The sequence below is a fragment of the Streptomyces sp. NPDC046712 genome, from assembly GCF_040645695.1.
Taxonomy (GTDB): domain Bacteria; phylum Actinomycetota; class Actinomycetes; order Streptomycetales; family Streptomycetaceae; genus Streptomyces.
This window is the reverse complement of record NZ_JBEYYW010000019.1, coordinates 118218-143922: the sequence shown is the minus strand read 5'-3', so window position 1 is coordinate 143922 and position 25705 is coordinate 118218. Positions and strand designations below refer to the sequence as shown.

Sequence of the window (25705 nt, the reverse complement as noted above, 5' to 3'; positions counted from 1 at the left end):
CAACGAAGGTGGGGGAGAACGTGGTGACGGGCGAGGTCCGGCTGAGGCCGCCGCGCAACACGCTGAACGAACGGGCCGTCGGCTGGTGGCGGACGCAGTGGCTGCTGACGACGGCCGCTCCGGTGGTCGTCCTGGTGGTGCTCGGCGCCTTCATCGCGCCCGCCCGGTTCTGGTTGCTGCTCGCCGCCGGAGCCGTGGCGTCCGGTGGCCTCGCCTGCACCGCGTTCTTCCCCCACTGGTGGTTCAGGGTGCACCGCTGGGAGGTCACCGAGGACGCCGTCTACGTCCGTACCGGGGCCTTCTGGCAGGAGTGGCGGATCGCGCCGATGTCCCGGATCCAGACCGTCGACACCGTACGCGGACCGCTGGAGCAGGCTTTCGGGCTCGCCACCGTGACCGTCACCACCGCCTCCTCCAAGGGCGCGATCCGGATCGAGGGGCTCGACCACGAACTCGCCGCCGGCCTCGCCGAGCGACTGACCGCCATCACCCAGGCCACCTCCGGGGACGCGACATGACCGAGGACTGGCGGCGCCTCGACCGCCGTACGGTCCTGGTCACCGCCGCGGTCCTCGCGGGTGTCGCCGGCGGCGCCGCCCTGCCCGTCTTCGTCGGCCTCACCGGCTCCATGCCCGCCTGGCGGGCCCTCGGCTGGATCCTCGCCGGGGCCGCCCTCCTCATCGGCGGCGGCTCGGCCGCCGACCACGTCCGCTGGCGCCGCACCCGCTACCGCATCGGAGCCGAACGGGCCGAACTCCACACCGGACTCCTCCTGGTCAAGCGCCGCTCGCTGGCGCGCGAACGCATCCGCAGCGTCGACCTGACGGCCAACCCGCTGCTGCGGGTCCTCGGCCTGGTCAAGGTCCGTATCGGGACCGGGGAGAACAACGGCGGCGGCGAATCCACCCTCGAACTCGACCCGGTCACCCGGGCCGAGGGCGAACGGCTCCGCCGCGAACTCCTCGCCCGCACCGCCGCCATGGCCGAGGACACGACCCACGACGGCGCCCTGGCCGTCCTCGACCCCCGCTGGATCCGCTACGCCCCGGTCTCCTTCGTCGCCCCGCTCCTCGGCGGCGCGGCGGCCGGCGCCGTGATGCAGGTCAGCGAGTGGTTCGGGGCCCAGGCCGAGGTCATCGAATGGATAGGGGACCGCTTCCAGGACACCTCGCTCGTCTCCATGATCCTCGTCCTCGTCCTGCTCGCCGTCCTCGTCGGCACCGTCGGCGCCCTCGGCCTCTGGGTCGAGATGTGGGGGAACTACCGCCTGGAGCGCGAACCCGGCGGCACCCTGCGGGTCCGCCGCGGACTGCTCACCGCCCGCTCCATCTCCATCGAGGAACGACGCCTGCGTGGCGTCGAACTCGTCGAGCCCCTGGGCGTACGGATGTGCGGGGCCGCCCGGGTCGACGCCGTGGCCACGGGCCTCGTCGAACACGACGAGGGCGAGCGCACGGACCACAAGACGCTGCTGCCGCCCGCGCCCCGACGGGTCGCCGACCGGGTCGCCGCCCAGGTCCTGCGCGAGCCCGAGGCCCCCACGAGCGCTCCGCTCACCACCCACCCCCGAGCCGCCCGCACCCGGCGACTGCGCTGGGCCCTCGCGAGCGCGCTCGCCCCGGTCGCGGTCCTGGCCGTCCTCGGAGCCGCACTCACCCCCGTTCTGCTGTACATCGCCGCCGCCTGCGCCCTCGTCCTGACCCCGCTCGCCGTGCTGCTCGCGCTGGACGCCTACCGCAATCTCGGGCACGGCATCACCGGCGGCTATCTGGTGGCCCGTTCCGGCACGATCCGCCGGTCCACCGTCGCCCTCCAGCGGGGCGGTGTCATCGGATGGACCGTCAAACAGTCGTACTTCCAGCGCCGGGCCGGCGTGCTGACCCTGACCGCGACGACCGCGGCGGGAGAGGGCGCGTACGACATCCACGACACGGGGGAGAGCGAGGGCCTGGCCTTCGCCGCCGAAGCGGTGCCGGACCTCCTCGCACCCTTCCTGGAAACCGTGGGAGAAACGCCGAAGGCCCGGTCCACCGTGGGGTGAACCGGGCCTGAGTGACCGTCCGTCAGGCGGAAGCCGGCGGATACAGGCTCCGGGGCAGCTCCGAGGCGGCCGCCGCGTCGAGCAGCCACAGCGTGCGGGAGCGACCGTAGGCGCCCGCGGCCGGGGCCTGGATCTCGCCCGCGCCCGACAGCGCGATCGCCGCTGCCTTCGCCTTGTCCTCGCCGGCCGCGAGCAGCCAGACCTCGCGCGCGGCACGGATCGCCGGCAGCGTCAGCGAGATCCGCGTCGGCGGCGGCTTCGGCGCGCCGTGCACGCCCACCACCGTGCGCTCGGTCTCGCGGACCGCCGGAAGCTCCGGGAACAGCGAGGCCACGTGGGTGTCGGGCCCGACACCCAGCATCAGCACGTCGAACGCCGGCACCGAGCCGTGGTCCTCGGGGCCTGCGGCCGCGGCCAGTTCGGCCGCGTACGCCTCGGCCGCGGCTTCGACATCACTGCCGTACGGCCCGTCCGAGGCCGGCATCGCGTGCACCCGGGCCGGGTCCAGCGGGACGCTGTCGAGCAGCGCCTCGCGGGCCTGGGTGACATTGCGCTCCGGGTCGCCCTCGGGCAGGAACCGCTCGTCGCCCCACCACAGATCGAGCCGCGACCAGTCGATCGCGTCCCGCGCGGGGGCCGAACGGAGCGCCGCGAGCAGCCCGTTGCCGTTGCGGCCGCCCGTGAGGACGACGGACGCGGAGCCGCGGGAGGCCTGGGCGTCCACGATCCGCGTGATCAGCCGGGCCGCCGCGGCCTGGGCCATCAGCTCCTTGTCGCGGTGGACGACGAGCTGCGGAGCGCTCACTTGGCCGCCGCCTTCTTGGCCGGGGCCTTCTTGGTCGGAGCCGGAGCCGGAGCCGTAGCCGCAGCCGGATCCGCGACCGGTGCCTCCTCGACGGGATCGGGGGCCGTCACCGACGCCTCCTCGTCGAGCCGGTCCAGCCCGTACCGCAGCGCCGAGGCGTACGTGTCGTCCGGGTCGAGCCTGCGCAGCTCCTCCGCGATCAGCTCGGACGTCTCGCGGCGCTTGAGCGCCACGGCACGGTCCGGCTGCCCCTGGATGGAGAGCGTCGCCAGCGAGCCGTCGGGCCGGTCGAGCACGATCGGCCCGGAGGTGGACTCCATCCGTACGGACGTGAGCCCCGGGCCTCCCGACGTGGCCCGCCGGACCGGCACCTTCAGCCGGTCCGCCAGCCACATGGCGAGCAGCTCGACGCTCGGGTTGAATTCCTCGCCCTCCACCTCGGCGGAGGTGACCTCGCACACGACCTGGTCGAGCGCGGCGGCGAGCATCGAGCGCCACGGGGTGATCCGGGTCCAGGCCAGATCCGTGTCGCCCGGGGTGTAGTTGTCCGCTCGCCCCGTCAGCTCGTGGATCGGCTGCTCGGCGGCGTAGGTGTCGGTCACCCGGCGCTGGGCGAGCGCGCCCAGCGGGTCGTTCGCCGGGTCGGCCGGTGCGTTGACCGGCCACCAGACGACGACGGGCGCGTCCGGCAGGAGCAGCGGCAGGACCACCGACTGGGCGTGGTCGACGACCTCGCCGTACAGCCGGAGGACAACCGTTTCCCCGGTGCTGGCGTCGGCGCCGAGGCGGACCTCGGCGTCGAGCCGTGCCTTCGCGCGGTCCCGCGGCGAGCGCGAGACCCGCTTGATGACCACCAGCGTCCGCGAGGGGTGCTCGCGGGACGCGTCGTTGGCCGCCTTGAGCGCGTCGTAGGCGTTCTCCTCGTCGGTGACGATGACGAGGGTGAGCACCATGCCGACGGCCGGCGTGCCGATGGCCCGCCGCCCGAGCACCAGCGCCTTGTTGATCTTGCTGGACGTGGTGTCCGTCAGGTCGGTCTTCATGGCCGGCGCCAGCTCCGTCCGTCTCGTGCGAGCATTTCGTCCGCCTCGACCGGACCCCAGGTCCCGGACTGGTACTGCGCGGGCTTGCCGTGCTTGTCCCAGTACTGCTCGATCGGGTCGAGGATCTTCCAGGACAGCTCGACCTCCTCGACCCGCGGGAAGAGGTTCGAGTCGCCGAGGAGGACGTCGAGGATGAGCCGCTCGTACGCCTCGGGGCTGGACTCCGTGAAGGACTCGCCGTAGGCGAAGTCCATCGACACGTCCCGGATCTCCATCTGCGTGCCCGGCACCTTGGAGCCGAACCGCACCGTCACGCCCTCGTCCGGCTGGACGCGGATCACGATGGCGTTGCGGCCGAGTTCCTCGGTCGCGGTGTGGTCGAAGGGGGAGTGCGGGGCGCGCTGGAAGACGACCGCGATCTCGGTGACGCGGCGGCCGAGGCGCTTGCCGGTACGGAGGTAGAACGGCACACCCGCCCAGCGGCGGTTGTCGATCTCCAGCTTGATGGCCGCGTAGGTGTCGGTCTTCGACTTGGGGTCGATCCCGTCCTCCTGCAGATAGCCGACGGCCTTCGCGCCGCCCTGCCATCCGGCGGCGTACTGGCCGCGCACGGTCGAGGAGCCCAGGTCCTTCGGCAGCTTCACCGCGCCGAGCACCTTGGTCTTCTCGGCCGCGAGCGCGTCGGCGTCGAAGGAGGCGGGCTCCTCCATCGCGGTCAGCGCGAGCAGCTGGAGGAGGTGGTTCTGGATGACGTCACGGGCGGCGCCGATGCCGTCGTAGTACCCCGCCCGGCCGCCGATGCCGATGTCCTCGGCCATGGTGATCTGCACGTGGTCGACGTACGACCGGTTCCAGATCGGCTCGAAGAGCGTGTTGGCGAAGCGGAGCGCCAGGATGTTCTGGACGGTCTCCTTGCCCAGGTAGTGGTCGATCCGGAAGACCGCCTCGGGCGGGAAGACCTCGTGGACGACCTCGTTGAGCTCCTTGGCGGAGGTCAGGTCGTGGCCGAAGGGCTTCTCGATGACCGCGCGGCGCCAGGAGCCGTTCTTCTGGTCGGCCAGGCCGTGCTTCTTCAGCTGCTGGACGACCAGCGGGAAGAACTTCGGCGGCACGGAGAGGTAGAAGGCGAAGTTGCCGCCCGTCCCCTGGGCCTTGTCGAGCTCCTCGATGGTGGTCTTCAGCTGGTCGAAGGCGTCGTCGTCGTCGAAGTCGCCCTGGACGAAGCGCATCCCCTGGATCAGCTGCTGCCACACCTCCTCGCGGAACGGGGTGCGGGCGTGCTGCTTGACGGCCTCGTAGACCTCCTGCGCGAAGTCCTCGTCCTGCCACTCGCGGCGTGCGAAGCCGATGAGCGAGAAGCCCGGCGGCAGCAGGCCGCGGTTGGCCAGGTCGTAGACGGCAGGCATCAGCTTCTTACGGGACAAATCGCCCGTGACACCGAAGATCACCAGACCCGACGGCCCCGCGATACGCGGGAGCCGTCGGTCTGCGGCGTCACGGAGCGGGTTGGCTCCGTGGACTGCGCTCAAGGTGGTTACGCCTCCGAAGGTGCGAGGCGCTCAAGCTCCGCCTCGGTCGACTTGAGCAGGTCGTTCCAGGACGCCTCGAACTTCTCGACGCCCTCGTCCTCGAGCAGCTGCACGACGTCGTCGTACGAGATGCCGAGCTTCTCGACGGCGGCCAGTTCGGCGCGGGACTGCTCGTAGGTGCCGCGCACGGTGTCACCGGCGACCTCGCCGTGGTCGGCGGTGGCCTCCAGGGTCGCCTCGGGCATGGTGTTGACCGTGCCGGGCGCGACCAGGTCGACGACGTACAGGGTGTCCTTGTACGCCGGGTCCTTCACACCGGTCGAGGCCCACAGCGGACGCTGCTTGTTGGCCTGCGCCTTGTCCAGCGCGGCCCAGCGGTCGGAGGAGAAGACCTCCTCGTACGCCTCGTACGCCAGGCGGGCGTTGGCGAGGGCGGCCTTGCCCTTGAGGGCCTTGGCCTCGTCCGTGCCGATGGCCGTCAGGCGCTTGTCGATCTCCGAGTCCACGCGGGAGACGAAGAAGGAGGCCACGGAGTGGATCAGGGAGATGTCCAGGCCGCGCTCGCGGGCCTTCTCCAGACCCGCCAGGTAGGCGTCCATGACCGCGCGGTAGCGCTCCAGCGAGAAGATCAGCGTGACGTTGACGCTGATGCCGAGGCCGATGACCTCGGTGATCGCCGGCAGACCCGCCTTGGTGGCCGGGATCTTGATGAGCGTGTTGGGACGGTCCACCAGCCAGGCCAGCTGCTTGGCCTCGGCGATCGTGGCCGCCGTGTTGTGGGCCAGACGGGGGTCCACCTCGATGGACACCCGGCCGTCCTGGCCGTCGGTCGCGTCGAAGACGGGGCGCAGGATGTCGGCGGCGTCCCTCACGTCCGCCGTCGTGATCATGCGGATGGCCTCGTCCACGGTGACCTTGCGGGCGGCGAGGTCGGCGAGCTGCTGGTCGTAACCGTGGCCCTCCGAGATCGCCTTCTGGAAGATGGACGGGTTGGTGGTGACACCGACCACGTGCTGCTGGTCGATCAGCTCGGCCAGGTTTCCGGACGTGATCCGCTGACGCGAGAGGTCGTCCAGCCAGATTGCGACGCCTTCGTCGGAGAGGCGCTTGAGAGCGTCTGTCATGAGAGGTTCTCCAAAAGTCGTGTCTAAGGGCGTCAGCGCGCGGCGGCGGCGAGAGATTCCCGGGCGGCGGCCGCGATGGCCTCCGGCGTGAAGCCGAACTCGCGGAAGAGGACCTTCGCGTCGGCCGAGGCACCGAAGTGCTCCAGCGAGACGATCCGGCCGGCGTCGCCGACATACTTGTGCCAGGTCAGACCGATACCGGCCTCGACCGCGACGCGCGCCTTCACCGACGGCGGCAGGACCGAGTCCTTGTACGCCTGGTCCTGCTCCTCGAACCACTCCACGGACGGCATCGAGACCACGCGCGTCGGGACGCCGGCGGCCTGGAGCTGCTCACGGGCCTCGACGGCCAGGTGCACCTCGGAGCCCGTGCCGATCAGCACGACCTGCGCGTCGCCGCCTTCGGCGTCGGCGAGGACGTAGCCGCCCTTGGCGGCGCCCTCGTTCCAGTCGTACGTCGGCACACCCTGGCGGGTCAGGGCCAGACCGTGCGGGGCGCCCTTTCCGAACTCGCGGGTGTGACGCTTGACGATCTCGCGCCAGGCGATGGAGGTCTCGTTCGCGTCCGCCGGGCGGACGATGTTCAGACCGGGGATCGCGCGCAGCGACGCCAGGTGCTCCACCGGCTGGTGGGTCGGACCGTCCTCGCCCAGACCGATCGAGTCGTGGGTCCAGACGTACGTCACCGGCAGGTGCATCAGGGCCGACAGGCGGACCGCGTTGCGCATGTAGTCGGAGAACACCAGGAAGGTGCCGCCGTAGATGCGGGTGTTGCCGTGCAGCGCGATGCCGTTCATCTCCGCGGCCATGGAGTGCTCGCGGATGCCGAAGTGGATCGTGCGGCCGTACTTGTCGGCCTCCGGGAGCGGGTTGCCCTCGGGCAGGAACGACGAGGTCTTGTCGATCGTCGTGTTGTTGGAGCCGGCGAGGTCGGCCGAGCCGCCCCACAGCTCCGGGATGACCGCGCCGAGCGACTGCAGGACCTTGCCGGACGCGGCGCGGGTGGCGATGCCCTTGCCCGCCTCGAACACCGGGAGCTTCGACTCCCAGCCCTCGGGCAGCTCGTTCGCCTGGATGCGGTCGAACTCCGCGGCCCGCTCCGGGTTGGCCGTACGCCACTCGGCGAGGGACTTCTCCCACGCGGCGCGGGCCTCGCGGCCGCGGTCGGCCAGGGCGCGGGTGTGACCGATGACCTCGTCGGTGACCTCGAAGGTCTGCTCCGGGTCGAAGCCGAGGACGCGCTTGGTGGCCGCGATCTCCTCGTCGCCCAGCGCCGAGCCGTGCGCGGCCTCGGTGTTCTGCGCGTTCGGGGCCGGCCAGGCGATGATCGAGCGCATCGCGATGAACGACGGACGCCCGGTCTCGGCCTCGGCGGCCTTGATCGCCGCGAACAGGGCGGCCGGGTCCAGGTCACCGTTGGCCTGCGGCTCGACACGCTGGACGTGCCAGCCGTAGGCCTCGTACCGCTTCATCGTGTCCTCGGACACGGCGGTCTCGGTGTCGCCCTCGATCGAGATGTGGTTGTCGTCCCACAGCAGGATCAGGTTGCCGAGCTTCTGGTGACCGGCCAGCGAGGACGCCTCGGCGGAGATGCCCTCCTGGAGGCAGCCGTCACCGGCGATCACGTAGATGTTGTGGTCGAACGGGGAGGTGCCGGGGGCCGCCTCCGGGTCGAAGAGACCGCGCTCGTAGCGGGCGGCCATGGCCATGCCCACGGCGTTGGCGACACCCTGGCCCAGCGGGCCGGTCGTCGTCTCCACACCCGCGGTGTGTCCGTACTCCGGGTGACCCGGGGTCTTCGAGCCCCAGGTGCGGAACGCCTTCAGGTCGTCCAGCTCGAGCCCGAAGCCACCCAGGTACAGCTGGGTGTAGAGCGTGAGGGACGAGTGGCCGGCCGAGAGCACGAAACGGTCGCGCCCCACCCAGTCCGGCTCGGCCGGGTCGTGCCGCATCACCTTCTGGAAAAGGGTGTACGCGGCGGGCGCCAGGCTCATGGCCGTACCGGGATGGCCGTTGCCGACCTTCTGTACGGCGTCCGCGGCCAGGATGCGGGCGGTGTCCACGGCCCGCTGGTCCAATTCGGTCCACTCGAGGTCTGTGGTGGTCGGCTTAGTGCTCACCCTGAGTCAGGGCTCCTCTCCACATGTACTGGAAAAGCCGGTGACTGAGGGTGTACCGGCGGTGCCGAGCCTACCCTCGACAGAACCCCCTCATTTCGATAATCGGCCCCTCAAATGAGCGGACACATCAAGAGTGCGGGCGAGTCCGTCACTTCGCCCCCCGAGCCGCGTCCACCCCTTGGGACACACCCCCTCAACACGACCCCACCCCCGCGAAGATCGGCGTATGGGCAACGTCTAGAGTGGCGTGGTACGCGCAAGTCTTCACCCCGTCTTCATCCGGGGAGCTTGCTGGGAATTCTCTGTCAGGGGTGTGCGTGACGGCCGTCGAGTCCCGACCCGCAGGGGTCGTCTTGACTCCCAGCCCGGGGGGCCATCGGCCATTCGGGGCCCGCGTCAAGGCATTCGTTGCGCTGACCAAGCCGCGGATCATCGAGCTTCTGCTCATCACCACCGTTCCGGTGATGTTCCTCGCCGAGCAGGGCGTGCCGAACCTGTGGCTGGTACTTGCCACCTGCTTCGGCGGCTACCTGTCGGCGGGCGGCGCGAACGCGCTGAACATGTACATCGACCGCGACATCGACGCCCTGATGGACCGCACCTCCCAGCGTCCGCTGGTCACCGGCGTCCTCACCCCGCGCGAGGGGCTGATCTTCGGCCTCACCCTCGCCGTGGTCTCCACGCTCTGGTTCGGCCTCCTCGTCAACTGGCTCTCCGCCGCGCTCTCGCTCGGCGCGCTCCTCTTCTACGTCGTGATCTACACGATGATCCTGAAGCGGCGCACCGCGCAGAACATCGTCTGGGGTGGCATCGCCGGCTGTCTGCCGGTGCTGATCGGCTGGTCGGCCGTCACCAACTCGATGTCGTGGGCCGCGATCATCCTCTTCCTCGTCATCTTCTTCTGGACGCCGCCGCACTACTGGCCGCTGTCGATGAAGGTGAAGGAGGACTACGCACGCGCGGGCGTGCCCATGCTCCCGGTCCTCGCCTCCAACAAGGTCGTGGCCAGGCAGATCGTCGCGTACAGCTGGGTGATGGTCGCCGTCTCGCTGCTGCTGACGCCGCTGGGCTACACCGGCTGGTTCTACACCGCCGTGGCGCTGCTCACCGGCGGCTGGTGGCTCTGGGAGGCGCACGCGCTGCTCAACCGGGCGAAGAACGGCGCGACCGGCGCGAAGCTCAAGGAGATGCGCCTCTTCCACTGGTCGATCACCTATGTCTCGCTGCTCTTCGTGGCGATCGCGGTCGACCCCTTCCTGCGGTAGTACGCCTCGATCCTCAGGACCTGAATCAACGGCCGGAGCGCGTGGGACAGCCCACACGCCCCGGCCGTCGCCAGTGGATCTACCGCTGGGTAGCATCGTGGTCATGGCAGACACCACGCAGGCGGACACCAAGACGGAGCGCAAGGCGGCCAAGCTCGCCAAGCAGATCCAGGCGTTCTCCAAGAAGCACGGCGGCGCCGAGGGGCAGCTCGCCTACATCGGCCAGATGGGCACCCGCATCGTGCTCGTCGGCGAGGACGGCGGCTGGGGCGACCTGGTGGCCCCCACGTACCCCGTCGCCCAGCAGGCCGCCGAGAAGGCCGGCCTGACCCTCCACGACGAGTTCGACGGAGAGTTCGCCGCCAAGGTCGTCACCGGCCCGTACGAGTGGACCCGCATGGCCGGGATCCAGCTCGGCGGCCCGTCGAACGGCTGAGGCAACAACCTCGGGTGGGGCTCACCCGTTAGGACGTGTGGAAGCACGTCCACGCAGGGAGCCCCCCGAATGATCGAGACCCCGAGCCTGGTGGACCAGTACTGCCACGGGGTGCTCCGCAAGGAGCTCGGCCTCGGCACCTTCGAGGCCCACCTGGGCAGAACGGCCGGAGCAGGGGCCGCGGCCGCGCCCGGCACCACCTTCTTCGACACCCAGACCGGGTTCGCGGTACGCCGCTGGTGCCCGCCGCTGCTCGGCCTGGAACCGCACTGCCCGCCGGCCCGCTATCTCGCCCGCCGCCGGGAGCTCGGCGTCCTGGAGTCCGGACGCAGACTCCTGCGGGCCTCCGGAATCTCCACGTATCTGGTGGACACCGGACTTCCCGGCGATCTGACGGGTCCGGCCGAGATCGCCTCCGCCGGCGCCGCCGACGCCCATGAGATCGTCCGTCTGGAGCTGCTCGCCCAGCAGGTCGCCGACACCTCCGGGACGGTCGAGGGGTTCCTCGCCAACCTCGCGGAGGCCGTCCACGGCGCCGCCGCGACCGCCGTCGCCTTCACCTCCGTGGCGGGGGTGTCCCGGGGTCTCGCGTACGCGCCCCAACCGCCCGGCCCCGGAGAGGTGCGCGGGGCCGCCGGCCGCTGGCTGGCCGGGCGCGCGGTCGGTGGCCGGCTCACCGACCCCGTGCTGCTGCGCCATCTGCTGTGGATCGCCGTCGCCTCGGGGCGACCGCTCCAGCTGCATGTGGGGACCGAGGACCCGGCAGGGCTCGCCGGTTTCGCCGCGTCCACCAGCGGCCTCGGCACCGACCTCGTGCTCCTGCACGGATACCCGTACCACCGCCAGACGGCCCAGCTGACCGGCCTCTTCCCGCATGTGTACGCCGACCTCGGCTCCGTCCTCGGCAGGACCGGGGCCCGGGCCGCGGCCGTCCTCGCCGAACTCCTGGAGCTGGCCCCCTTCGGCAAGCTGCTCTTCTCGAGCGGCGCCCACGCCCTTCCCGAGCTGCACGTCGTCGCGGCGAGCGTCTTCCGCGGTGCGCTGAGCCGGGTGCTGGGCGAATGGGTGGGCGACGGGGCCTGGTCCCTCACCGACGCGCAGCGCGTCGCGACGATGATCGCGGCGGGCAACGCCCGCAGGATCTACCGGCTGGCCTGACCCGGGCGTTACGCCGTGGCCAGCGCCGCGTCGTTCTGGGCCGGGATCGCGGGCGAGGCCACCGGGCGCTCGCGCATGCTCAGGGCGAGGCGGAGGACGGCGATCCACATCAGCGAGGAGCCGAGCATGTGCGCGCCGACCAGGAGCTCGGGAACCCCGGTGAAGTACTGGAGGTAGCCGATCCCGCCCTGCGCGAGCAGCACGATCAGCAGGTCGCGGGCGCGGGCCCGGGTGTCGTCGGGAGCGTCCACCACGCGCAGCACCAGCCACATCGCGAGCGCGAGCGCGCAGACGATCCAGGCGGCGATGGCGTGGAGGTGGGCGGCGGCGGTCCAGTCCCACGGCATCCGCGGGACGGCGCTGCTGTCACCGGCGTGCTTGCCCGAGCCGGTGACGCCGGTGCCGAGGACGATCACGAGGGCCGAAGCCGCGATGATCGCCCAGGAGAGCTTGCGCACCGGGCCGGGGACGCGCGGACGGGGGGTGGTGTCGCCCTCGCCGGTCCGCTGCCAGGTGATCACGGCGACGGTCAGGAGTGCGTTGGCGGCGATGAAGTGGCCGGCGACCGTCCACGGGTTGAGGCCCATCCATACGGTGATGCCGCCGATGACCGCGTTGCTGGCGACGATCCAGAACTGGAGCCAGCCGAGCCGGGTCAGACCGCGCCGCCACGGCTTGGTGGAGCGGGCGGCGACGATCGCCCAGCCGACCGCGGCCGACAGGACGTACGTCAGCATCCGGTTGCCGAACTCGATCGCCCCGCGGTAGCCCTGCTCGGGCGTCACGATGAGGCTGTCGTCCGTGCACTTGGGCCAGGTGTCGCAGCCGAGACCGGAGCCGGTCAGCCGGACCGCGCCTCCCGTGACGATGATGAGCACGCTCATCACGACGGCGGAGAGTGCGGCGCGCCGGAGCGTCCGGGGGGACGGGGTCCAGCGCCGGGCGATGGAGGCGAGGGGGGTCAACACGGGCCCTATCGTAGGACGAGGCTTGTGCACGGTTTCACGAGGGGTGCGTTACGGACGAAGTCACCCCGGAACGTCACTCCGTCGCTACTCCCAGCGGAAGAACTTCGCCGCCGCGCCGAGCCCGAGCACCGCCCATACGGCGAGGATCAGCGCCTGCCCCCACGGCATCGCGGCGCCGCCCTGGAGCACGTCCCGCAGCCCGTCCGAGAGCGCCGAGATCGGCAGCAGCTCCAGCACGGAGCGGGCCGCGTCCGGGAACTTGTCCAGGGGCACGATCACCCCTCCGCCCACCAGGAGCAGCAGGAAGACCAGGTTCGCGGCGGCCAGCGTCGCCTCGGCCCGCAGCGTGCCTGCCATCAGGAGGCCGAGGCCGGAGAAGGCGGCCGTGCCGAGGACGAGAAGCAGCAGGACGGAGAGCGGGTCGCCCTTCGGGGACCAGCCGAGCCCCAGCGCGATGGCCGTCAGGAGCAGGACCTGGAGGACCTCGGTGACCAGGACGGACAGCGTCTTGGCGGTCATCAGCGCCCAGCGCGGGAGCGGCGACGCGCCGAGCCGCTTGAGCACCCCGTAGCGGCGCTCGAAGCCGGTCGCGATGGCCTGGCCGGTGAACGCGGTGGACATCACGGCGAGCGCGAGGACGCCGGGCGCGAGGAAGTCGACGGCCTTGTCCGTACCCGTGTCGACGATGTCGACGGTGGAGAACAGCACGAGCAGCAGGGACGGGATGATCACGGTGAGAAGCAGCTGCTCGCCGTTGCGCAGCAGCATCTTCGTCTCCAGGGCCGTCTGTGCCGCGATCATGCGGCCGACGGGGGCCGCCCCCGGCTTCGGCGCGTACGTACCGGTGCTCATGCGCGCAGCTCCTTGCCGGTCAGCTCCAGAAAAACGTCTTCGAGGGTGTGGCGTTCCACCGAGATGCCGTCCGGCATGACGCCGTGCTGGGCGCACCAGCTGGCGACGGTGGCGAGCAGCTGAGGGTCCACCTCGCCGCTGATCCGGTACGCGCCCGGGGTGAGCTCCGCGGCCGCCGTGCCGTCGGGCAGGGCCTTGAGCAGCGAGCCGAGGTCGAGCCCGGGGCGGCCGGTGAAGCGCAGGGTGTTCTCTGCGCCGCCGCGGCACAGCTCCTCGGGGCTGCCCTGGGCGGCGACCCGGCCGGCGTCGATGATGGCGACGTCGTCCGCCAGCTCCTCTGCCTCGTTCATGAAGTGCGTGGTGAGGACGACGGTGGCGCCGTCGGTGCGCAGCTCGCGGACGAGATCCCAGGTGGCGTGCCGGGCCTGCGGGTCGAGCCCGGCGGTCGGCTCGTCGAGGAAGACCAGCTCGGGGCGGCCGACGACGGCCATGGCGAGCGCGAGGCGCTGCTGCTGGCCGCCGGAGAGCCGGCGGTAGGTGGTCCGGCCGCAGGAGCCGAGCCCGAGACGCTCGATCAGGGCGTCCACGTCCAGCGGGTGGGCGTGCAGCTTCGCCATGTGGCGGAGCATCTCGTCGGCACGGGCGCCGGAGTAGACGCCGCCGGACTGGAGCATCACGCCGATCCGGGGACGCAGCCGGGCCGCGTCGGCGACCGGGTCGAGACCGAGGACGCGGACGGTGCCGGCGTCGGCCTTCCGGTAGCCCTCGCAGGTCTCGATCGTGGTGGTCTTGCCGGCCCCGTTGGGGCCGAGCACGGCGGTCACGGTGCCCGCCCGGACGTCGAGGTCGAGGCCGTCGACGGCGGTCTTGCTCCCGTACCGCTTGACCAGGCCACGCACCCGGACGGCGGCACTGTCGACGGACTCTTTTCGCATGCCGGGAAGTCTAGAGAGGGTCCCGGGGTCCCTCCGGCGCGGGGCCCGGATCCTGCGCATATTCGTCCTACGAATGATCATTTCCGCAGGTCAGGTAAGCCTTACCTGAGTGATGCACGGCACCGCTTCCGGTTTCGACGTCGCTTGTCACTCCCGAAGGAATTACGCAACAATGGCGTTGTGAAAAACGTCGACGCGGCTCCTGTGGAGGAACTCGCGACCGGTGAGCGATCCACGCGCAACCGGGTCGCGCGGTCCATCCTGGATCACGGACCGTCGACGGTCGCCGATCTCGCGCAGCGACTCCGCCTCACCCAGGCGGCCGTCCGTCGCCATCTCGACTCGCTCGTCGCCGACAATGTCGTCGAAGCCCGCGAGAAGCGCGTGTACGGCGCCCGTACCCGCGGTCGCCCCGCCAAGGTCTTCGCGTTGACCGACTGCGGCCGGGACGCCTTCGACCAGTCGTACGACTCGCTGGCCGTCGACGCCCTGCGCTGGATCGAGCAGAACGCAGGCGGAGAGGCCGCCGTCGCGGCCTTCGCCCGCGACCGCCTCGAGCACCAGGCGGAGGCGTACCGCGAGGCCGTCGAGTCGGCGGACCCCGACCAGCGCACGGAGGCGCTTGCCAAGGCGCTGAGCGCCGACGGGTACGCTGCCACTGCGCGGAACGCGCCGGTCGGCGAGCAGCTCTGCCAACACCACTGCCCGGTCGCCCACGTCGCCGAGCAGTACCCCCAGCTGTGCGAGGCGGAGACGGAAATCTTCTCCCGCCTCTTGGGAACGCACGTCCAGCGTCTGGCCACCATCGCGCATGGTGACGGCGTCTGCACCACGTTCATCCCGCACAGCGCCCCACAGACCACCCCATCAGAAGCATCCGCAAGCACGGCCGGGAGGAACCCCGCATGACCACCGAGATCAGCCACCCCGAGCTCGAGGGCCTGGGTCGGTACGAGTACGGCTGGGCCGACTCCGACGCGGCCGGCTCCGCCGCCAAGCGCGGTCTGAACGAGGATGTCGTCCGCGACATCTCCGCCAAGAAGAACGAGCCCGAGTGGATGCTGAAGCTGCGGCTGAAGGGTCTGCGCCTCTTCGACAAGAAGCCCATGCCGAGCTGGGGCTCCGACCTGTCGGGCATCGACTTCGACAACATCAAGTACTTCGTGCGCTCCACCGAGAAGCAGGCCGCTTCCTGGGAGGAACTGCCCGAGGACATCAAGAACACGTACGACAAGCTCGGCATCCCGGAGGCGGAGAAGCAGCGCCTCGTCGCCGGTGTCGCGGCCCAGTACGAGTCCGAGGTCGTCTACCACCAGATCCGTGAGGACCTGGAGGAGCAGGGTGTCATCTTCGTCGACACCGACACCGCGCTGAAGGAGCACGAGGAGCTCTTCCGCGAGTACTTCGGCACGGTCATCCCGGTCGGCGACAACAAGTTCGCCTCGCTGAACACGGCCGTGTGGTCCGGCGGATCGTTCATCTACGTGCCGAAGGGCGTGCACGTCGAGATCCCGCTGCAGGCCTACTTCCGTATCAACACGGAGAACATGGGTCAGTTCGAGCGGACGCTGATCATCGTCGACGAGGACGCCTACGTCCACTACGTCGAGGGCTGCACCGCCCCGATCTACTCCTCCGACTCGCTGCACTCCGCGGTCGTCGAGATCATCGTGAAGAAGGGCGGCCGCTGCCGCTACACGACGATCCAGAACTGGTCGAACAACGTCTACAACCTGGTCACCAAGCGCGCCGTGGCCTACGAGGGCGCGACCATGGAGTGGGTCGACGGCAACATCGGCTCCAAGGTCACCATGAAGTACCCGGCCGTCTACCTGATGGGCGAGCACGCCAAGGGCGAGACCCTCTCCATCGCCTTCGCGGGCGAGGGCCAGCACCAGGACGCCGGCGCCAAGATGGTCCACATGGCCCCGAACACCTCCTCCAACATCGTCTCCAAGTCGGTGGCGCGAGGCGGCGGCCGCACCTCCTACCGCGGTCTCATCGAGATCGGCGAGGGTGCTCCGGGTGCCAAGTCGAACGTGCTCTGCGACGCTCTGCTCGTCGACACGATCTCCCGCTCGGACACGTACCCCTACGTCGACGTCCGCGAGGACGACGTCTCCATGGGGCACGAGGCCACCGTCTCCAAGGTCTCCGAGGACCAGCTCTTCTACCTGATGAGTCGCGGTCTGACCGAGTTCGAGGCGATGGCGATGATCGTGCGCGGCTTCGTCGAGCCGATCGCCAAGGAGCTCCCGATGGAGTACGCGCTCGAGCTGAACCGGCTGATCGAGCTGCAGATGGAAGGGGCCGTCGGCTGACGCACCGACGCTCCACCACCAGCTAGCGGCCCGCCCCCAGCGGCGGGCCGAGGATCGAAACGTAGGAAGAGAGCAAGACGACAGCCATGGCTGAGGCTCAGAACATCCCGGCGGGCTCCACCACCGCCGGCTCGATCGCGGTGGCCGCCGAGTCCACCGTCGCCACGCGCATGAGCGCGCCCCCGTCCTTCGACGTCGCGGACTTCCCCGTCCCGCACGGTCGCGAGGAGGAGTGGCGGTTCACGCCGCTGGAGCGCCTGCGCGGTCTGCACGACGGCACCGCCGTCGCGTCCGGCGAGGGCGTCAAGGTCGAGATCGAAGCCCCCGAGGGCGTCACCGTGGAGACCGTCGGCCGTGACGACGCGCGACTCGGCAAGGCCGGCATGCCCGTCGACCGCGTCGCCGCCCAGGCGTACTCCTCCTTCGAGAAGGCCTCGGTCGTCACCGTCGCCAAGGAGGCCGTCCTCGACGAGCCCATCCGTATCGCCGTCCACGGCCAGGGCGGGGTCGCCTTCGGTCACCAGGTGATCGAGCTCGGCGCGTTCGCCGAGGCCGTCGTGGTCATCGACCACACCGGCGACGCGGTGCTCGCCGCCAACGTCGAGTACCTCCTCGGCGACGGCGCCAAGCTCACCGTCGTCTCCGTCCAGGACTGGGACGAGAAGGCCGTCCACGTCGCCCAGCACAACGCGCTGGTCGGCCGTGACGCCTCCTTCAAGTCGGTCGTGGTCACCTTCGGCGGCGACGTCGTCCGCGTCCACCCGCGCGTGCAGTACGCGGGCCCGGGCGGCGAGGCCGAGCTCTTCGGCCTGTACTTCACCGATGCCGGCCAGCACCAGGAGCACCGCCTCCTGGTCGACCACAACACGCCGCACTGCAAGTCCAACGTGGCCTACAAGGGTGCGCTGCAGGGCCAGGACGCCCACGCCGTCTGGATCGGAGACGTCCTCATCCAGGCCAAGGCCGAGGGCACGGACACCTACGAGCTCAACCGGAACCTGGTCCTGACGGACGGCGCCCGGGTCGACTCCGTACCGAACCTGGAGATCGAGACCGGCGAGATCGCCGGCGCCGGTCACGCCTCGGCCACCGGACGCTTCGACGACGAGCAGCTCTTCTACCTGATGGCCCGCGGCATCCCGGAGAAGGAGGCCCGCCGTCTCGTCGTGCGCGGCTTCTTCGCCGAGTTGGTCCAGCAGATCGGTCTGCCGGACGTCGAGGAGCGCCTCATCGCCAAGATCGAGGCCGAGCTGGAGGCTTCCGTCTGATGGCCTTCGTCCGAGTCTGCGCGCTGAGCGAGCTGGAGGCCGACACCCCGAAGCGGGTCGAGGTCGACGGCACGGCGGTGTCGGTCGTGCACACCGACGGTGAGGTGTTCGCGATCAACGACATCTGCTCGCACGCCAACGTCTCCCTCTCGGAGGGCGAGGTCGAGGACTGCTCCATCGAGTGCTGGCTGCACGGCTCCAGCTTCGACCTCCGCACCGGCAAGCCGTCCGGCCTTCCCGCGACGCGCCCCGTCCCCGTATACCCCGTAAAGATCGAAGGGGACGATGTGCTCGTCTCCGTCACCCAGGAGTCCTGAGTCACCCATGGCAACGCTTGAAATCCGCGACCTGCACGTCTCCGTCGAGGCCGAGAACGGCCCCCGGGAGATCCTCAAGGGCGTCGACCTGACCGTGAAGCAGGGCGAGACCCACGCCATCATGGGCCCCAACGGCTCCGGCAAGTCGACCCTGGCGTACTCCCTCGCCGGCCACCCGAAGTACACGATCACCGGTGGCACCGTGACCCTGGACGGCGAGGACGTCCTGGAGATGTCGGTCGACGAGCGCGCCCGCGCCGGCGTCTTCCTGGCCATGCAGTACCCGGTCGAGGTCCCCGGCGTCTCGGTCTCCAACTTCCTGCGCACCTCCGCCACGGCCGTCCGCGGCGAGGCCCCCAAGCTGCGTACCTGGGTGAAGGAGGTCAAGGAGGCCATGGAGAAGCTCCAGATGGACCCGGCCTTCGCCGAGCGCAACGTCAACGAGGGCTTCTCCGGCGGTGAGAAGAAGCGCCACGAGATCCTCCAGCTGGAGCTCCTCAAGCCGAAGATCGCGATCCTCGACGAGACCGACTCCGGCCTCGACGTCGACGCGCTCCGTATCGTCTCCGAGGGCGTCAACCGTGTCCGCGAGACCGGTGAGGTCGGCACCCTGCTGATCACGCACTACACGCGGATTCTCCGCTACATCAAGCCCGACTTCGTTCACGTCTTCTCCGAGGGCCGCATCGTCGAGTCCGGCGGCGCCGAGCTCGCCGACAAGCTGGAGAACGAGGGCTACGAGGCCTACAGCACGAAGGGTGGCGTATCCGCGTGACATCTGCCCATCAGGGGCTCTCCGGCCTCCTCGACACCGAGGCGATCCGCAAGGACTTCCCGCTCCTGGATCGCGTGGTCCACGACGGCAAGAAGATCGTGTACCTGGACTCGGCGGCGACCTCGCAGAAGCCGCGCCAGGTGCTCGACGCGCTCAACACCTACTACGAGCGCCACAACGCCAATGTCCACCGCGGCGTCTACACGGTCGCCGAGGAGGCGACGGCGCTGTACGAGGGCGCCCGTGACAAGGTCGCGGCCTTCATCAACGCGCCGAGCCGCGACGAGGTGATCTTCACCAAGAACGCCTCCGAGTCGCTCAACCTCGTGGCCAACATGCTGGGCTGGGCCGACGAGCCCTACCGCGTGGACCACGAGACCGAGATCGCCATCACGGAGATGGAGCACCACTCCAACATCGTGCCGTGGCAGCTGCTCTCGCAGCGCACCGGCGCGAAGCTGAAGTGGTTCGGCCTCACCGACGACGGCCGTCTCGACCTCTCGAACATCGAAGAGGTCATCACCGAGAAGACCAAGATCGTCTCGTTCACGCTGGTCTCGAACCTGCTGGGCACGATCAACCCGGTCGAGACGATCGTCCGGCGTGCGCAGGAGGTCGGTGCGCTGGTCTGCATCGACGCCTCGCAGGCGGCCCCGCACATGGTGCTGGACGTGCAGGCGCTGCAGGCCGACTTCGTGGCCTTCACCGGCCACAAGATGGTCGGCCCGACCGGTATCGGCGTGCTGTGGGGACGGCAGGAGCTCCTGGAGGACCTGCCTCCGTTCCTCGGCGGCGGCGAGATGATCGAGACCGTCTCGATGCACTCCTCGACGTACGCGCCGGCCCCGCACAAGTTCGAGGCGGGTACGCCCCCGATCGCCCAGGCCGTCGGCCTCGGCGCGGCCGTGGACTACCTGTCGGCGATCGGCATGGAGAACATCGCGCGCCACGAGCACGCGATCACCGAGTACGCCGTCCGCCGCCTCCAGGAGGTACCGGACCTGCGGATCATCGGCCCCACCACGGCCGAGGACCGCGGCGCGGCGATCTCCTTCGTGCTCGGCGACATCCACCCGCACGACGTGGGCCAGGTGCTCGACGAGCAGGGCATCGCGGTCCGGGTCGGCCACCACTGCGCGCGGCCGGTCTGCCTGCGGTACGGAATTCCTGCGACCACGCGGGCGTCGTTCTATCTGTACTCCACCCCGGCCGAGGTCGACGCCCTGGTCGAGGGTCTGGAGCACGTACGGAACTTCTTCGGCTAGGGGATCTCGTGAAGCTGGATTCGATGTACCAGGACGTCATCCTGGACCACTACAAGCACCCGCACGGGCGCGGTCTTCGGGACGGCGACGCCGAGGTGCACCACGTCAACCCGACGTGCGGCGACGAGATCACGCTCCGCGTGAAGTACGACGGCTCGCGCATCGAGGACGTCTCGTACGAGGGTCAGGGCTGCTCGATCAGCCAGGCTTCGGCCTCGGTCCTGAACGAGCTGCTCGTCGGCAAGGAGCTGGCCGAGGCGCAGAAGATCCAGGGCACGTTCCTGGAGCTGATGCAGTCCAAGGGTCAGATCGAGCCGGACGACGCGATGGAGGAGATCCTGGAGGACGCGGTCGCGTTCGCGGGTGTCTCCAAGTACCCGGCCCGGGTGAAGTGCGCGCTGCTCAGCTGGATGGCGTGGAAGGACGCGACGGCCCAGGCTCTGGGCGACGCGGAGAGGAAGTCGGCATGACCGAGAACGCCGAGGCCACGATGAAGCCGGCCTCCGAGGAAGAGATCCGCGAGGCGCTGTACGACGTCGTCGACCCCGAGCTGGGTATCGACGTGGTCAACCTCGGTCTGATCTACGGCATCCACATCGACGACTCCAACGTCGTCACGCTGGACATGACCCTGACGTCGGCGGCCTGTCCGCTGACCGATGTGATCGAGGACCAGGCGAAGACCGCCACCGACGGCATCGCCAGCGAGCTGAAGATCAACTGGGTCTGGATGCCCCCGTGGGGTCCGGACAAGATCACGGACGACGGCCGCGAGCAGCTGCGCGCGCTCGGTTTCAACGTCTGACCGTTTCTTGCTCACGAACGGCCATGCCCGCCAGGCAGACTGGCGGGCATGGCCGTTTCTCTGTACCAGATCGCGATCGATGTCCACGACGCCAAGCGCCAGGCCGAGTTCTGGACGCAGGTGCTCGACTGGAAGGTGCTCTACGAGGACGAGGAGGAGATCGTCATCGGCTCCGGCGCGGACGCGCTGCCGGGGATCGTGTTCCTCACCGTTCCCGAGTCCAAGACCCTCAAGAACCGGCTCCACCTCGATCTCTCGCCCGACGATCAGGACGCGGAGGTCGCCAGGATCATCGGTCTCGGGGCCCGGCCGGCCGATGTGGGGCAGGGCGAGGACGTGACCTGGGTCGTCCTCGCCGACCCCGAGGGGAACGAGTTCTGCGTGCTGCGTCCGAAGCGGTCCCTCACCGACTGAACGGGGGCGCCTCGGCCGCCGCCTCGGCGAGGGCCGGGGCGAGGTTCTCCTTGCGGATGCGCTGGTCGACGTAGACGAGACCGGTGACCAGGGGCGGGAAGACCGAGCAGAGGGCCTGCGCCACCATCGAGCCGATGACGGCGATGACGAGAAGCGGTACGTAGGCGATCAGCACCTCGCCCGCGGAGTCCGCGCCGGTCGGCTCCGTGACCGAGGCGGGGAACGAGAGCAGCAGGCTGAGGACCTGCTGGATCAGCCAGTTCGCGAACGCGGACATGATGCCCGCGACCAGCAGCGCACCGAAGATCCGCCACCAGGAGCCCTGGACCAGTCGGCTGGAGCGGCGCATCGAGGCCATGGCCCCCCGGCCCTCGAACACCGCCGCCGGCGCCGCCAGGCTGAACTTCACCCAGAGCCACGCGGCGAGCGGGACGGTCAGCAGGGTGGCCAGTACGGCGCCCCCGAACGACAGGAACACCCAAGCCACCGGGCCCGACCCCTCGAGGGCCACGAAGAGACCGGCGAACGCCGCCACGAACACGGTGAGCGGGACCGGTACGGTCAGCAGCAGCGTCAGGAAGACCGTGCCCATCACGGCCGGCATCCGCGACCAGGCGCGGCGCCAGACCGTGCCGAAGGTCGTGCGGCGGCCGAGGACCGCCTCCTGAAGGACGGCGGGGCACGCCGCGTACACGACGGCGCTCGCGACGAGCATCCCGACCGTGGCGATCAGCCAGACACAGCCGAAGGCGATCAGCAGCGGCCGGCCGTCCTCCCAGCTGGGTTCCTGACCCCTCGGCAGGTCGAAGACCCCGGGCAGATGGTCGGCGACCGCGGCGTACGCGATGCCGAAGGCCGCCGCGACCAGCAGCAACGCCGCGCCGTAGGCGGCGGCGGTGACGCCGAGCAGCTGCTTCCAGTAGCGGCCGATGGTGGCGAAGGCGCCGGTCAGGATCTGGCTGAGACCAAGCGGCGCCAGGGGTATCACGCCGGGCTTCGGAGGTGGTGGCGGGGGAGCGTAGCCGTAGCCGTACGGCCCCGAGGCATATGTCATGCGCACACCGTAGCCGGAGCCGTTGTGTACGACCGTACATATCGCTGTGTACACTCGTACGCATGGGATACGGGCTGCTGGCGGGAGCCATCACCGCGGAGATCGTCGCCACGATCTCCATGAAGTACAGCGAGGGCTTCTCGAAGACCTTGCCGTCGATCGTCACGGCCACGGGCTATGTGATCGCCTTCGCGCTGCTCGCGCAGGCGCTCAAGACCCTCCAGGTCGGCACCGCGTACGCCATCTGGTCCGGCGTGGGCACCGCGGCCGTCGCCGTCATCGGCATCCTCTTCATGAACGAGGCACTCAGCGTCGCCAAGGTCGCCGGGGTGCTCCTGATCATCGCGGGCGTCCTCGTGCTCAACATGGGCGGAGCGCACTGATGGCCGCCCGGCCCCGCCGCCACGACCCCGAGCGGCGGCAGCGGATCGTCGACGCCGCACTGCGCGTGGTCGGCGCCCGGGGCATCGCCGGGCTGAGCCACCGCACGGTCGCAGCGGAGGCCGACGTCCCGCTCGGCTCCACGACGTACCACTTCGCCTCCCTCGACGAACTGCTCGTCGCCGCGCTCCGCCAGGCCAACGAGGGGTTCGGGCGGGAGCTCCGCGAGAGCGGCGCGCTCGCCGACCCCGGGTCCGACCTCGCGGCGGAGCTCGCCCGGCTCATGGGGGAGTGGATCGGCCGCGAGCGGACCGGGGTGGAGCTGGAGTACGAGCTCTACCTCGCCGCCCTGCGCCGCCCCGCGCTGCGGCCGGTCGCCGCGGAGTGGACGGACGCCGTCGCCGAGGCGCTGTCCCGGCGGACGGACCCGGTCACCGCCCGCGCCCTGGTCGCCCTGATGGACGGCATCTGCCTCCAGGTCCTGCTCACGGACGGGACGTACGACGAGGAGTACGCGCGCGCGATGCTCGCGCGCCTCCTGCCGGGCTGAACCGCCAAGAGGCGGGCCCGCGGCCTCGTCGGTTCCGCCAGGCGGCTCGACCGACACCTGAGACCGGTTGGCCCGCGCGGGGGCCCGAACGTTAGGTTTTCCGCATGACCACTGCTCCTCGCACCACCGGCGCCGTCGCCGCCGGCCTCGCCACCATCGCCGGTGACGGCACCGTTCTCGACACCTGGTTCCCCGCCCCCGAGCTGACCGACACGCCCGGGCCCGCCGGAACCGAGCGGCTCACCCCCGACGCCGCCGTCAACGCCCTCGGTGAGGGCGCCGCCAAGGCCCTCGGCGTGGACGCCCGCCGTGGCGTCGAGGTGGTCGCCGTCCGCACCGTCATCTCCTCGCTCGACGACAAGCCGCTCGACGCCCACGACGCGTACCTGCGCCTGCACCTGCTCAGCCACCGGCTGGTCAAGCCGCACGGCCAGAGCCTCGACGGCGTCTTCGGCCTGCTCGCCAACGTGGCCTGGACCTCGCTCGGCCCGGTCGCCGTCGACGACATCGAGAAGGTGCGCCTCAACGCGCGCGCCGAGGGCCTGCACCTCCAGGTGACCTCGATCGACAAGTTCCCGCGGATGACCGACTACGTCGTCCCCGCCGGGGTCCGGATCGCCGACGCCGACCGCGTCCGGCTCGGCGCGCACCTCGCCGCCGGCACCACCGTCATGCACGAGGGCTTCGTCAACTTCAACGCCGGCACCCTCGGCACCTCGATGGTCGAGGGCCGCATCTCCGCCGGCGTCGTCGTCGGCGACGGCTCCGACATCGGCGGCGGCGCCTCCACCATGGGCACCCTCTCCGGTGGCGGCAACGTGATCATCTCCATCGGCGAGCGCTGCCTCATCGGCGCCGAGGCGGGCGTCGGCATCGCGCTCGGCGACGAGTGCGTCGTCGAGGCCGGTCTGTACGTCACCGCCGGTACGCGCGTCACGATGCCGGACGGTGAGATCGTCAAGGCCCGCGACCTCTCCGGGGGCGACAACATCCTCTTCCGTCGCAACTCGGTGACCGGTGCCGTCGAGGCCCGCCCGAACAACGCGGTGTGGGGCGGACTGAACGAGATCCTCCACAGCCACAACTGAGCCGTGACCTGCTCGTGTGACGCTGCGTTAACGGACTGACGTTGAGTCACACGAGCAGACAAGTGGAGGAGTCGACATGAGGACGAGGCCCACCATCGTCGGAGCGCTGACTGTGGCAGCGGTGCTCCTGCCGGCCGCGGCCGCCTCCGCGGACGAGACGCACACCCGGACGCACAACGGTCCGTACGTCTCGAACGGCCCGAGCCTCACCCTCCACACCGGTCAGATCGACGACCCGCTGGAGGACGTCCTCGAACACGCGGCGCTCTTCGGCACCACCTACGTGTTCGACTGAACCAGATCCTCGTACGCCGCCCGCAGCCCGTCGACCGTCTCCAGGTCGGCGGGCTGCAGCGGTTCCCGTACGAAGTCGCCGAGGAGCGCCTTCGCCGTCACCGTGCCCGGCAGACCGGAGGCCATCATCAGCTCGGAGAGCGGCAGGGTGCGCGCGTTGAGCCGGGCCGCCCCGGCCGTGTCCCCCGCGTCGAAGGCGTCGAGGACGGCCCGCATCTGACGGGGCGCCACATTGGCCACCGTACTGACGAAGCCGGCGCCGCCCACCGCGTACAGGGGCAGGTTCAGTTCCTCGCTGCCGGAGTAGTACGCGAGCGAGGTGCGGGCGATCACCTTGGCGGAGCCGAGCAGGTCGTAGGAGCAGTCCTTGACCGCGACGATCCTCGGGTGCGCGGCGAGCCGCAGCATCGTCTCCGGCTCGATCCGGGTGCCGGTGCGGCCGGGGATGTCGTACAGCATCACGGGCAGACCGGTCGCGTCCGCGACCTTGAGGAAGTGCGCCTCGACGGCGGCCTGCGGGGGCCGGCTGTAGTACGGCGTGACGACCAGGAGACCGTCGGCACCCGCCTTCTCGGCCTGCCGGGCCAGCTCGACCGTATGCCGGGTGTCGGAGGTGCCGACGCCCGCGAGGACCGAGGGGCCCGGGCCGACGGCCTCGCGGACCGCCTCGATGAGGGCGGCCTTCTCGGCGTCCGTGGTGGTGGGGGACTCGCCGGTGGTGCCGTTGAGGACGAGACCGTCGCAGCCTTCGGACACCAGATGGGCGGCGTGCTCGCGGGCGACGTCGAGATCCAGCTCTCCGGAGGCGGTGAAGGGGGTGATCATCGCGCAGAGGGCCCGGCCGAAGGGGCGTTCAGTGCTCATCAGGGAAGTCTGCGCGGAGTTGACGGTGAAGGT

At 70.3% G+C, this 25705-nt stretch carries 28 protein-coding genes; 18 read left to right on the top strand and 10 right to left on the bottom strand.

Translation table 11 applies throughout. The features are described 5' to 3' along the window. Positions 1-8: 8 nt before the first annotated feature. Together ABZ939_RS24480 and ABZ939_RS24475 are read left to right on the top strand one after the other, a co-directional pair. A complete protein-coding gene (locus ABZ939_RS24480; RefSeq protein WP_361858985.1) occupies positions 9-518 on the top strand; it encodes a PH domain-containing protein in 510 nt (169 codons plus the stop codon). Beyond that, complete coding sequence (locus tag ABZ939_RS24475; RefSeq protein WP_361858983.1) at positions 515-2041, top strand: PH domain-containing protein; 1527 nt, start codon at positions 515-517, stop codon at positions 2039-2041. Before ABZ939_RS24480 ends, ABZ939_RS24475 begins: the two co-directional genes overlap by 4 nt. Positions 2042-2063: 22 nt before the next feature. On the opposite strand, the gene pgl is transcribed toward ABZ939_RS24475, so the two are convergent. Genes pgl through tkt form a run of 5 tightly spaced genes read right to left on the bottom strand, consistent with a single transcriptional unit; the run spans position 2064 to position 8662 of the window. Further along, entirely contained in the window at positions 2064-2846 is a 783-nt protein-coding gene (gene pgl, locus ABZ939_RS24470; RefSeq protein WP_361858980.1) for a 6-phosphogluconolactonase, read from the bottom strand. Then, a complete protein-coding gene (gene opcA, locus ABZ939_RS24465) occupies positions 2843-3889 on the bottom strand; it encodes a glucose-6-phosphate dehydrogenase assembly protein OpcA (protein WP_361858977.1) in 1047 nt (348 codons plus the stop codon). Before opcA ends, pgl begins: the two co-directional genes overlap by 4 nt. Continuing rightward, positions 3886-5418 (bottom strand): glucose-6-phosphate dehydrogenase, encoded by a 1533-nt coding sequence (gene zwf, locus ABZ939_RS24460; protein WP_361858974.1) that lies wholly within the window; start codon positions 5416-5418, stop codon positions 3886-3888. The genes opcA and zwf overlap by 4 nt, the downstream gene beginning before the upstream one ends. Before the next feature lie 5 nt (positions 5419-5423). Continuing rightward, positions 5424-6542, bottom strand: a complete 1119-nt coding sequence (gene tal / locus ABZ939_RS24455) for a transaldolase (RefSeq protein ID WP_361858971.1) — start codon at positions 6540-6542, stop codon at positions 5424-5426. 32 nt (positions 6543-6574) lie between these two features. Then, positions 6575-8662 carry a transketolase gene (tkt, locus tag ABZ939_RS24450; protein ID WP_361858968.1) on the bottom strand — a complete coding sequence of 696 codons (2088 nt, stop codon included), beginning with the start codon at positions 8660-8662 and terminating at the stop codon, positions 6575-6577. Between the two features lie 317 nt (positions 8663-8979). Here tkt and ABZ939_RS24445 point away from each other — a divergent pair, with 317 nt between their 5' ends. From ABZ939_RS24445 to ABZ939_RS24435, 3 genes are all read left to right on the top strand, one after another. Next, positions 8980-9927 carry a heme o synthase gene (locus ABZ939_RS24445; protein ID WP_361858965.1) on the top strand — a complete coding sequence of 316 codons (948 nt, stop codon included), beginning with the start codon at positions 8980-8982 and terminating at the stop codon, positions 9925-9927. Between the two features lie 103 nt (positions 9928-10030). Further along, positions 10031-10363 carry a hypothetical protein gene (locus ABZ939_RS24440; protein WP_361858962.1) on the top strand — a complete coding sequence of 111 codons (333 nt, stop codon included), beginning with the start codon at positions 10031-10033 and terminating at the stop codon, positions 10361-10363. Positions 10364-10432: 69 nt separating this feature from the next. Then, positions 10433-11521 carry an amidohydrolase family protein gene (locus ABZ939_RS24435; RefSeq protein WP_361858959.1) on the top strand — a complete coding sequence of 363 codons (1089 nt, stop codon included), beginning with the start codon at positions 10433-10435 and terminating at the stop codon, positions 11519-11521. Between the two features lie 8 nt (positions 11522-11529). Here ABZ939_RS24435 and ABZ939_RS24430 read toward each other — a convergent pair whose 3' ends face one another. The 3 genes from ABZ939_RS24430 to ABZ939_RS24420 form a co-directional block, all read right to left on the bottom strand. After that, positions 11530-12489: a COX15/CtaA family protein gene (locus ABZ939_RS24430; RefSeq protein ID WP_361858956.1), complete on the bottom strand. Its 960-nt coding sequence runs from the start codon at positions 12487-12489 to the stop codon at positions 11530-11532. Between the two features lie 84 nt (positions 12490-12573). Further along, positions 12574-13341, bottom strand: a complete 768-nt coding sequence (locus tag ABZ939_RS24425) for an ABC transporter permease (protein ID WP_361858953.1) — start codon at positions 13339-13341, stop codon at positions 12574-12576. Next, positions 13338-14276, bottom strand: a complete 939-nt coding sequence (locus ABZ939_RS24420; protein ID WP_361858950.1) for an ABC transporter ATP-binding protein — start codon at positions 14274-14276, stop codon at positions 13338-13340. The genes ABZ939_RS24425 and ABZ939_RS24420 overlap by 4 nt, the downstream gene beginning before the upstream one ends. A 180-nt stretch (positions 14277-14456) precedes the next feature. On the opposite strand from ABZ939_RS24420, the gene ABZ939_RS24415 reads away from it, so the two are divergent. The 9 genes from ABZ939_RS24415 to ABZ939_RS24375 all read left to right on the top strand — a co-directional run bounded on the left by ABZ939_RS24415 (position 14457) and on the right by ABZ939_RS24375 (position 21441). Beyond that, positions 14457-15185: a metalloregulator ArsR/SmtB family transcription factor gene (locus ABZ939_RS24415; protein WP_361858947.1), complete on the top strand. Its 729-nt coding sequence runs from the start codon at positions 14457-14459 to the stop codon at positions 15183-15185. Next, complete coding sequence (gene sufB, locus ABZ939_RS24410) at positions 15182-16597, top strand: Fe-S cluster assembly protein SufB (RefSeq protein ID WP_361858944.1); 1416 nt, start codon at positions 15182-15184, stop codon at positions 16595-16597. The genes ABZ939_RS24415 and sufB overlap by 4 nt, the downstream gene beginning before the upstream one ends. A gap of 86 nt (positions 16598-16683) precedes the next feature. Continuing rightward, positions 16684-17865, top strand: coding sequence for a Fe-S cluster assembly protein SufD (gene sufD / locus ABZ939_RS24405; RefSeq protein WP_361858942.1), 1182 nt, complete (start codon positions 16684-16686; stop codon positions 17863-17865). Beyond that, complete coding sequence (locus ABZ939_RS24400; protein ID WP_361858939.1) at positions 17865-18182, top strand: bifunctional 3-phenylpropionate/cinnamic acid dioxygenase ferredoxin subunit; 318 nt, start codon at positions 17865-17867, stop codon at positions 18180-18182. The genes sufD and ABZ939_RS24400 overlap by 1 nt, the downstream gene beginning before the upstream one ends. Before the next feature lie 7 nt (positions 18183-18189). Then, a complete protein-coding gene (gene sufC, locus ABZ939_RS24395) occupies positions 18190-18957 on the top strand; it encodes a Fe-S cluster assembly ATPase SufC (protein WP_137990104.1) in 768 nt (255 codons plus the stop codon). Next, positions 18954-20222 carry a cysteine desulfurase gene (locus tag ABZ939_RS24390; protein ID WP_361858936.1) on the top strand — a complete coding sequence of 423 codons (1269 nt, stop codon included), beginning with the start codon at positions 18954-18956 and terminating at the stop codon, positions 20220-20222. The genes sufC and ABZ939_RS24390 overlap by 4 nt, the downstream gene beginning before the upstream one ends. Before the next feature lie 8 nt (positions 20223-20230). After that, positions 20231-20692, top strand: a complete 462-nt coding sequence (sufU, locus tag ABZ939_RS24385; RefSeq protein WP_017238621.1) for a Fe-S cluster assembly sulfur transfer protein SufU — start codon at positions 20231-20233, stop codon at positions 20690-20692. Next, complete coding sequence (locus ABZ939_RS24380) at positions 20689-21027, top strand: metal-sulfur cluster assembly factor (RefSeq protein WP_361858933.1); 339 nt, start codon at positions 20689-20691, stop codon at positions 21025-21027. Before sufU ends, ABZ939_RS24380 begins: the two co-directional genes overlap by 4 nt. Before the next feature lie 48 nt (positions 21028-21075). Further along, positions 21076-21441: a VOC family protein gene (locus ABZ939_RS24375; protein WP_361858930.1), complete on the top strand. Its 366-nt coding sequence runs from the start codon at positions 21076-21078 to the stop codon at positions 21439-21441. On the opposite strand, the gene ABZ939_RS24370 is transcribed toward ABZ939_RS24375, so the two are convergent. After that, positions 21431-22495, bottom strand: coding sequence for an oxidoreductase (locus ABZ939_RS24370; protein ID WP_361858927.1), 1065 nt, complete (start codon positions 22493-22495; stop codon positions 21431-21433). The two genes, ABZ939_RS24375 and ABZ939_RS24370, sit on opposite strands and share 11 nt — an antisense overlap. Positions 22496-22557: 62 nt before the next feature. Between ABZ939_RS24370 and ABZ939_RS24365 the strand changes: the two genes are divergently transcribed. The 4 genes from ABZ939_RS24365 (at position 22558) to ABZ939_RS24350 (ending at position 24809) form a co-directional block, all read left to right on the top strand. Continuing rightward, complete coding sequence (locus ABZ939_RS24365; protein ID WP_361858924.1) at positions 22558-22878, top strand: multidrug efflux SMR transporter; 321 nt, start codon at positions 22558-22560, stop codon at positions 22876-22878. Continuing rightward, complete coding sequence (locus tag ABZ939_RS24360) at positions 22878-23426, top strand: TetR family transcriptional regulator (RefSeq protein WP_361858921.1); 549 nt, start codon at positions 22878-22880, stop codon at positions 23424-23426. The genes ABZ939_RS24365 and ABZ939_RS24360 overlap by 1 nt, the downstream gene beginning before the upstream one ends. 104 nt (positions 23427-23530) lie before the next feature. Further along, positions 23531-24514 (top strand): 2,3,4,5-tetrahydropyridine-2,6-dicarboxylate N-succinyltransferase, encoded by a 984-nt coding sequence (dapD, locus tag ABZ939_RS24355; protein ID WP_361858918.1) that lies wholly within the window; start codon positions 23531-23533, stop codon positions 24512-24514. A gap of 76 nt (positions 24515-24590) precedes the next feature. Next, the gene (locus tag ABZ939_RS24350) at positions 24591-24809 is read left to right on the top strand and encodes a hypothetical protein (RefSeq protein ID WP_361592687.1); all 219 of its coding nucleotides are present in this window, start codon (positions 24591-24593) and stop codon (positions 24807-24809) included. Here ABZ939_RS24350 and dapA read toward each other — a convergent pair. Next, complete coding sequence (gene dapA, locus ABZ939_RS24345) at positions 24794-25672, bottom strand: 4-hydroxy-tetrahydrodipicolinate synthase (protein WP_361858915.1); 879 nt, start codon at positions 25670-25672, stop codon at positions 24794-24796. The two genes, ABZ939_RS24350 and dapA, sit on opposite strands and share 16 nt — an antisense overlap. Positions 25673-25705: the final 33 nt, after the last annotated feature.